We start from the raw sequence: 6,914 nt of genomic DNA on the forward strand, positions 1-6,914 counted from the left end.
GAACGGATGGTTTAAGGAGACAAAATGGCAACTGGCAACGTGCCGCGAGGATTCCCCCGGATCCTGCAGTGGCTTCTCGCCGGGCTGATGCTCATCATCGGCCTGGCTATCGGTATTCTTGGGGTCAAGCTCGCCACGCTGGGCGGTACCCTCTATTTCGCAATCATGGGTCTAGTGATGGTTATCGCCGCCGTGCTTATCTTCCGCAATCGTCGCGCCGGTATTGTGCTGTATGCCATCGCGTTCATCGCCTCTGTGGTCTGGGCGATCGGCGATGCCGGCTGGACCTACTGGCCGCTGTTCTCGCGCCTGTTCGCGTTCGGCGCGCTGGCGCTGCTCTCGGCGCTGGTCTGGCCCTATCTTTCGGCCCCGCCGGCGAAGAAAGGCCCGGCGTTTGGCCTGGCCGCGGTGCTGGCCGTGGTGCTGGCCGCCAGCTTTGGCTGGATGTTCAAATCACAGCCGCTGGTCAGCGCTACGGAAGCCGTACCGGTAAAACCGGTTGCCCCGGGTGAACAGCAGAAGAACTGGGAGCACTGGGGTAACACCACCCACGGCGACCGCTTCGCCGCCCTCGACCAGATTAACAAACAGAACGTCAACCAGCTGCAGGTTGCCTGGGTCGCCCATACCGGCGATATCCCGCAAAGCAACGGTTCCGGCGCGGAAGACCAGAACACCCCGCTGCAAATCGGCGATACGCTGTATGTCTGTACGCCGTACAGCAAAGTGCTGGCGCTGGATGTCGATAGCGGAAAGGAAAAGTGGCGCTATGATTCAAAAGCCACCGCGCCAAACTGGCAGCGCTGCCGCGGCCTCGGCTATTACGAAGACAGCCAGGCCCAGGCCGCCGCTGCAGGTGACGTTCAGCCTGCCGCCTGCGCCCGCCGTCTGTTCCTGCCGACCACCGATGCCCGTCTGATCGCGATTGACGCCGATACCGGCAAAACCTGTGAGACTTTCGGCGATCGCGGTATCGTCGATCTGAGCGTCGGAATGGGTGAAATCAAACCGGGCTACTATCAGCAAACCTCCACCCCGCTGGTTGCCGGTAACGTCGTCGTTGTCGGCGGCCGCGTGGCGGATAACTTCTCCACCGGCGAGCCTCCCGGCGTGGTCCGCGCCTACGATGTCCACACCGGTAAACTGGCCTGGGCGTGGGATCCGGGTAATCCGGGCCTGACCGGCCTGCCGCCGGAAGGCCAGACCTACACCCGCGGCACGCCAAACGTCTGGTCGGCGATGTCCTATGACGCGAAGCTGAACCTGATCTATCTGCCAACCGGCAACGCCACCCCGGACTTCTTCGGCGGTGAACGAACCGCGCTGGATGACAAATACAGCTCCTCGATCGTCGCCGTTGATGCCACGACCGGCCAGGTACGCTGGCACTACCAGACCACCCACCACGATCTGTGGGACTTCGACCTGCCGTCACAACCGCTGCTGTACGACCTTCCCGACGGGAAAGGCGGCACCACGCCGGTGCTGGTGCAGACCAGCAAGCAGGGGATGATCTTTATGCTCAACCGCGCGACCGGGGAACCGGTAGCGAAAGTGGAAGAGCGTCCGGTTCCGGCCGGGACGATTAAAGGCGAACGTTACTCTCCGACGCAGCCCTACTCCGTGGGCATGCCAATGATTGGCAATGACACGCTGAAAGAGTCGGATATGTGGGGGGCGACGCCGGTGGACCTGCTGATGTGCCGAATCGCCTTCAAAGCCATGCGCCATCAGGGTATCTTCACCCCGCCGGGCGAAGACCGCTCGCTGCAGTATCCGGGCTCGCTGGGCGGCATGAACTGGGGCAGCGTCTCGGTGGATCCGAACAACAGCCTGATGTTCGTCAACGATATGCGCCTTGGCCTGGCAAACTATATGGTTCCGCGTGAAAAAGTCGCCAAAGATGCCAGCGGCATCGAGATGGGGATTGTGCCGATGGAAGGGACGCCGTTCGGCGCAATGCGTGAACGCTTCCTGTCGCCGCTGGGTATTCCGTGCCAGAAACCGCCGTTCGGTACCATGTCCGCGGTGGATCTGAAGAGCGGTAAACTGGTGTGGCAGGTGCCGGTAGGGACCGTTGAAGATACTGGCCCGCTGGGTATTCGCATGCATATGCCTATCCCCATCGGGATGCCGACGCTGGGCGCATCGCTGTCGACCCAGTCCGGTCTGCTGTTCTTCGCCGGGACTCAGGACTTCTACCTGCGCGCGTTTGATACCGCCAACGGTAAGGAGATCTGGAAATCTCGTCTGCCGGTCGGCAGTCAGTCCGGCCCGATGACCTACGTTTCGCCGAAAACCGGCAAACAGTACATTATCATCAACGCCGGCGGCGCTCGTCAGTCTCCGGATCGCGGCGATTACATCATCGCCTACGCGTTACCGGAACAGAAGTAAGCGTCAGGGCCCCAAACGGGGCCCTGTTTACTGGCAATGTGCGAGCCTGGGCAATGTGCCCGGCGGCGCTACGCTTGCGCGGGCCTGCCGGGAACGACGCCTGCGCAGGTCTGCCGGAAACAGCGCTTTGTCGGTCGGGTCAGGCGCCACCCGACGAAACCCGTGCATTCGCTAAACCATTTTATCACCACCCTAAGGGTCCTGGATGGAGGCATCGCGAACGGCAGCGGTGGCGACACGGGTAGGAAAATCTGCGGTGAGAGTCACCACTCTTTAGCAATAACCCGGGCAAGCCCGGGTTATTTTTGGTCTGAAAATCAATTCTCGCCGAAATGAATGACGGTCCGAATCGATTTCCCCTCATGCATCAAATCAAAAGCTTCGTTAATCTGCTCCAGCGGCAGGCGGTGGGTGATAAACGGATCGAGGTCGATTTTACCGGCCATCGCGTCTTCAACCATACCCGGCAGCTGGGTACGCCCTTTCACTCCACCGAATGCCGAACCGCGCCATACGCGCCCGGTCACCAGCTGGAACGGACGGGTTTTGATCTCCTGGCCCGCACCGGCCACGCCGATAATCACGCTTTCGCCCCAGCCTTTATGGCAGCACTCGAGCGCCGCACGCATCACGTTGACGTTGCCAATACATTCGAAGCTGAAGTCCACGCCGCCATCGGTGAGCTCAACGATCACATCCTGAACCGGCTTATCATAATCATTCGGGTTGATAAAATCGGTCGCCCCCATCTCTTTGGCGAGGGTGAATTTTTCCGGGTTGGTATCAACCGCCAGAATGCGCCCGGCTTTCGCCTGCACCGCCCCCTGGATAACCGCCAGACCAATCCCGCCGAGGCCGAAGACCGCCACGGTATCGCCCTCTTTGACCTTCGCGGTATTGTGAACGGCACCGATACCGGTGGTCACGCCGCAGCCCAGCAGACAGACTTTATCCAGCGGCGCCTGCGGGTTCACCTTCGCCAGTGAAATTTCGGCTACCACGGTGTATTCGCTGAAGGTGCTGGTGCCCATATAGTGGTAAACCGGCTCGCCGTTATAGGAGAAACGGGTGGTGCCATCCGGCATCAGACCTTTCCCCTGGGTGGCACGTACTGCCTGGCAGAGGTTAGTTTTACCGGATTTACAGAATTTGCACTCGCGGCACTCTGCGGTATACAGCGGGATAACGTGATCGCCAGGCTGCAGGCTGGTGACGCCTTCGCCAACTTCGACCACGATACCGCCGCCTTCATGACCCAGCACGGCCGGGAACACCCCTTCCGGATCGTCACCGGAGAGCGTAAACGCGTCGGTATGGCAGACGCCGGTGTGGGTAATTTTGACCAGCACTTCGCCTTTTTTCGGCGGAGCAACATCAATTTCAACAATCTTCAGCGGCTGGCCGGGGCCAAACGCGACAGCTGCACGTGATTTCATAACCGTCTCTTCCTTCGTGATGATTTATTTTAAATAAGATCGTAGCAGATGACCGACTTCCGCCATTCTGGCCGCTCGCTGATCCGGGGTTGTTTCGCCGCTGACCAGCTCGTCCTGAAGGTGGATTTCTACCATTTCACCCATCAGGCCGTTGGTCGCCCCGCGGATGGAGGCAATCTGCTGCAAAATCGACATGCAGGACTCGCCGGACTCCAGCGCCCTTTCCAGGGCTTCAACCTGCCCGCGAATGCGACGTACGCGGCTGAGCGCGCGTTTTTTGTCTTCAGGTGAATGTGGCACGATGACGCCCTCAATATTGTATAGGGGGGTATACTATATTTTATTAAGCAAAGTGGCAAACTGAAACGCCGATTTATACCGTTGCACGGCGGCGAGCCGTGGCGGTTAGCTGAGCCGGAGCGCCATTTCCACGCAGCGTAAATCCGCCTTCGCCAGCTTTGACGGCAGCAGCTTTTCGCGCACGGCGACAAAACCATGGCGCAGATAAAACCCGGCCGCATTCGGCGTCGCTTCCAGCGTCAGGCGCGGGAGATTCCGCCGTCGCGCTTCGGCGATAATGGTCGTCAAAATCATTCCGGCGCAACCTTTTCCGCCCCATTCGGGCAACGTAAAGATGGCTTCCACGCTGGCCGCGCGGAGATCAAGAAAGCCGGTCGCCACCGGGCGCCCGCTCTCTTCCTCAACGACAAAAAAGGGATTGTCGCGCACCGCATGGCGATACCCTTCCGGCATCGTATCCGGCGTCCAGGCCTTGAGGACCGCGGCTGCGTAGCTCTCACGACAGCCGTTGCGAATGGCCTGATTGCGGATGTTCCATAGCGCAGGTGCCTCATCCGGCACGGCAAGTCTGACTTTCATTTTGGACTCCTTTTTCCTCAGTCCGTATCAGATCTACCACAACCGGCAGCGGAAGGAATAAAAAAAACCCCGCTCGGCGGCGGGGTCAGGATATCGGGAGTGATTAGCGCTTACGTGGCATCATGCGCAGCAGCGTATTATCTTTCCACAGATAGTGGTGCAGCAGCGCGGCCAGCGCGTGCGCGCCGATGATAAAGTAACCGGTATTCGCCAGCAGGCTATGTACGCCCTTCAGCGTATCCACCAGCTCAAACTGACTTTGCGCCGCAAACGGCATGGTCAGGCCGAAGGCAAACCACGGATTGCCACGGTAATACATCATCACCAGTCCAACGATCGGCTGGGCGATAAACAGCAGATAGATAATCAGATGCCCCAGATGGGCAAAACCGGTCATCATCGGTGACGGTTTCGGTACAATCGGCGGCGCCGGGGACTTCAGTCGGACCAGCAGGCGCGCAACCATCAACACGAGAATGGCCACCCCGCAGGAAACGTGAATCATATTAATGAGCGGACGGTCGCTGCGGGGGAAAAAACCGCGAAGCTCCATGGTGGCATAGGCGCCAACCACCAATAAAAAGACCAGCCAGTGGATACCTATTTGCAGGCCAGTGTATTTATCGCGCATGTTAAACCCTTAACAAAACTGTGATGCCGACAACATAACGACCTTTCCTGAAAAATTCATTAACTTTTACGTACTTATAAGAAACAATTGCCCCTAGATACATATTTCCAGGAAAAACAATGAAGTAACCTCTTCTCCAGACCGGTAGTGCCCCGCTCATCGCCGAGGTGTTTTCCGCTCTCCGGGTAAGTATAATTCGCCCTCTACGTTCACCGATCGCTGCTGGCTAATGGTATGAATCTCAATCGCTTCTGTTATTTACTCCTCGTCTGCGCGGCGACCGGGAGTCTGTTTACTCCGCATCCTTATATCACGTGGTTCCTGCTGGTCAGCGTACTGACGCTGGTGATTTACGGCATGGATAAAATGGCGGCACGCAAAGCCTGGCGTCGGGTGCCAGAATCTACCTTGCTGGTATTCGGCTTTGTGGGCGGATGGCCTGGCGCGATGGTCGGTCAACAGGTGTTCCGCCATAAAACGCAAAAACAGCCCTTTAAAACTTACTTCATCATCAGCGTGATATTGAGTATTCTCGCGACGCTGGCGGTTTATCAGTTCTCTCCGTTCTCTTCTTCGACCGCTTCCCGTTCGATTTTCCCCAGTGCGAGTGTCTCGCCTTCAGATTTTGCCCATAATGTCAGGCAGTAAGGATTCGATGGCGCTGATGATGCTTCTGACCCTTTGAGGGATAAAGCGGGCGTCGGGATAGACGGCGTAAAGGAAGCGGTCAGGTAAGCGCCAGGCGGGTAATACCGGCACCAGCCTGCCGGATTGTACCGCCCTGGCTGCCAGCGGGAGCTGCATGCCGCCGATCCCGAGGCCTGACTCAATCGCCTGTCGCAGAGCCTCACTGGTGTTGGCCCGGAAAACGGTATTCACTTTCACATCGACAGCGTCCTGACCCGAGACCAGACGGAGCGGTGCTTCCAGCGGGATAGCGCTGAAGCGCACGTGCGGATGCATCGCCAGCTCGTTGACGGAATGCAGCGGTGTAAAATCAGGTGCGGCAAAGAGCGCCGTTTCAATACGCGCCAGCACGCGCGCCGCATGCGCTTGCGGCGGCTCATGGCCCAGCCGCAGCGCGACGTCTACCCCTTCAGTAACCAGATCGGCGATGCGGTCATCCAGTGACAGCATCAGATGCAAGCCTGGATTCTCTTTCTGCAGCGCCAGCAGGTGTGGCATAAAAATCTGTCCCAGACCGCTCGGCAACTGCACATGTACCCGGCCCTGAAACTGATGATCGCCAGGGTTCAACCGCCTTTCCGCTTCCCGCATGGCCTCGAGCAAAAGCTGCATATCACGGCGGTAGATTTCCCCCTGCCCGGTCAGCGCCATCACCCGCGTAGTACGATGCAGCAATACCACGCCAAGCGACTCTTCAAGGGCCGCAATCTGCTGACTGACAGCAGATTGCTTCATCCCGCTCTGGCGGGCGGCCGCAGAAAAGGAACCCGCTTCGGCTACGCGTAAAAAAGTGGCTATCGCATTGAGCTTATTATTCATTTAATGATTCTGCTTATAAGTGCCATCAGTTTCAGGGGATATGTGGGAAAAAAATAATATATCAC

The 6,914-nt window shown here is 58.3% G+C and carries 6 protein-coding genes and 1 pseudogene; 2 read left to right on the forward strand and 5 right to left on the reverse strand.

Going from position 1 to position 6,914, the window contains the following annotated elements; genetic code table 11:
• The first annotated feature begins 24 nt into the window (after positions 1 to 24).
• Positions 25 to 2,397, forward strand: a complete 2,373-nt coding sequence (locus ROR01S_RS25170; protein WP_032717379.1) for a membrane-bound PQQ-dependent dehydrogenase, glucose/quinate/shikimate family — start codon at positions 25 to 27, stop codon at positions 2,395 to 2,397.
• A 317-nt stretch (positions 2,398 to 2,714) separates the two neighbouring features.
• Here ROR01S_RS25170 and ROR01S_RS25175 read toward each other — a convergent pair whose 3' ends face one another.
• The 4 genes from ROR01S_RS25175 to cybB all read right to left on the reverse strand — a co-directional run bounded on the left by ROR01S_RS25175 (position 2,715) and on the right by cybB (position 5,343).
• The gene (locus ROR01S_RS25175) at positions 2,715 to 3,833 is read right to left on the reverse strand and encodes an S-(hydroxymethyl)glutathione dehydrogenase/class III alcohol dehydrogenase (RefSeq protein ID WP_015584439.1); all 1,119 of its coding nucleotides are present in this window, start codon (positions 3,831 to 3,833) and stop codon (positions 2,715 to 2,717) included.
• Between the two features lie 24 nt (positions 3,834 to 3,857).
• Positions 3,858 to 4,133, reverse strand: coding sequence for a metal/formaldehyde-sensitive transcriptional repressor (locus ROR01S_RS25180; protein WP_004861424.1), 276 nt, complete (start codon positions 4,131 to 4,133; stop codon positions 3,858 to 3,860).
• A gap of 105 nt (positions 4,134 to 4,238) precedes the next feature.
• Entirely contained in the window at positions 4,239 to 4,712 is a 474-nt protein-coding gene (locus ROR01S_RS25185) for a GNAT family N-acetyltransferase (protein ID WP_032717375.1), read from the reverse strand.
• Positions 4,713 to 4,815: 103 nt separating this feature from the next.
• A complete protein-coding gene (gene cybB, locus ROR01S_RS25190; RefSeq protein WP_004861420.1) occupies positions 4,816 to 5,343 on the reverse strand; it encodes a cytochrome b561 in 528 nt (175 codons plus the stop codon).
• A gap of 234 nt (positions 5,344 to 5,577) precedes the next feature.
• Here cybB and ROR01S_RS25195 point away from each other — a divergent pair.
• Positions 5,578 to 5,916, forward strand: a pseudogene (locus ROR01S_RS25195) (DUF1294 domain-containing protein); the annotation flags it as partial.
• 45 nt (positions 5,917 to 5,961) lie between these two features.
• On the opposite strand, the gene ROR01S_RS25200 reads toward ROR01S_RS25195, so the two are convergent.
• Positions 5,962 to 6,849, reverse strand: coding sequence for a LysR family transcriptional regulator (locus ROR01S_RS25200; RefSeq protein WP_064359979.1), 888 nt, complete (start codon positions 6,847 to 6,849; stop codon positions 5,962 to 5,964).
• Positions 6,850 to 6,914 lie beyond the last annotated feature (65 nt).

The sequence above is a fragment of the Klebsiella ornithinolytica NBRC 105727 = ATCC 31898 genome, from assembly GCF_001598295.1.
Taxonomy (GTDB): domain Bacteria; phylum Pseudomonadota; class Gammaproteobacteria; order Enterobacterales; family Enterobacteriaceae; genus Klebsiella; species Klebsiella ornithinolytica.

Excerpts from the sequence above, each read along its gene's own strand:
- ROR01S_RS25170 (WP_032717379.1), top strand. The coding sequence starts at position 25 with ATGGCAACTGGCAACGTGCCGCGAGGATTCCCCCGGATCCTGCAGTGG.
- ROR01S_RS25175 (WP_015584439.1), bottom strand. The coding sequence starts at position 3,833 with ATGAAATCACGTGCAGCTGTCGCGTTTGGCCCCGGCCAGCCGCTGAAG.
- ROR01S_RS25185 (WP_032717375.1), bottom strand. The coding sequence starts at position 4,712 with ATGAAAGTCAGACTTGCCGTGCCGGATGAGGCACCTGCGCTATGGAAC.
- cybB (WP_004861420.1), bottom strand. The coding sequence starts at position 5,343 with ATGCGCGATAAATACACTGGCCTGCAAATAGGTATCCACTGGCTGGTC.
- ROR01S_RS25200 (WP_064359979.1), bottom strand. The coding sequence starts at position 6,849 with ATGAATAATAAGCTCAATGCGATAGCCACTTTTTTACGCGTAGCCGAA.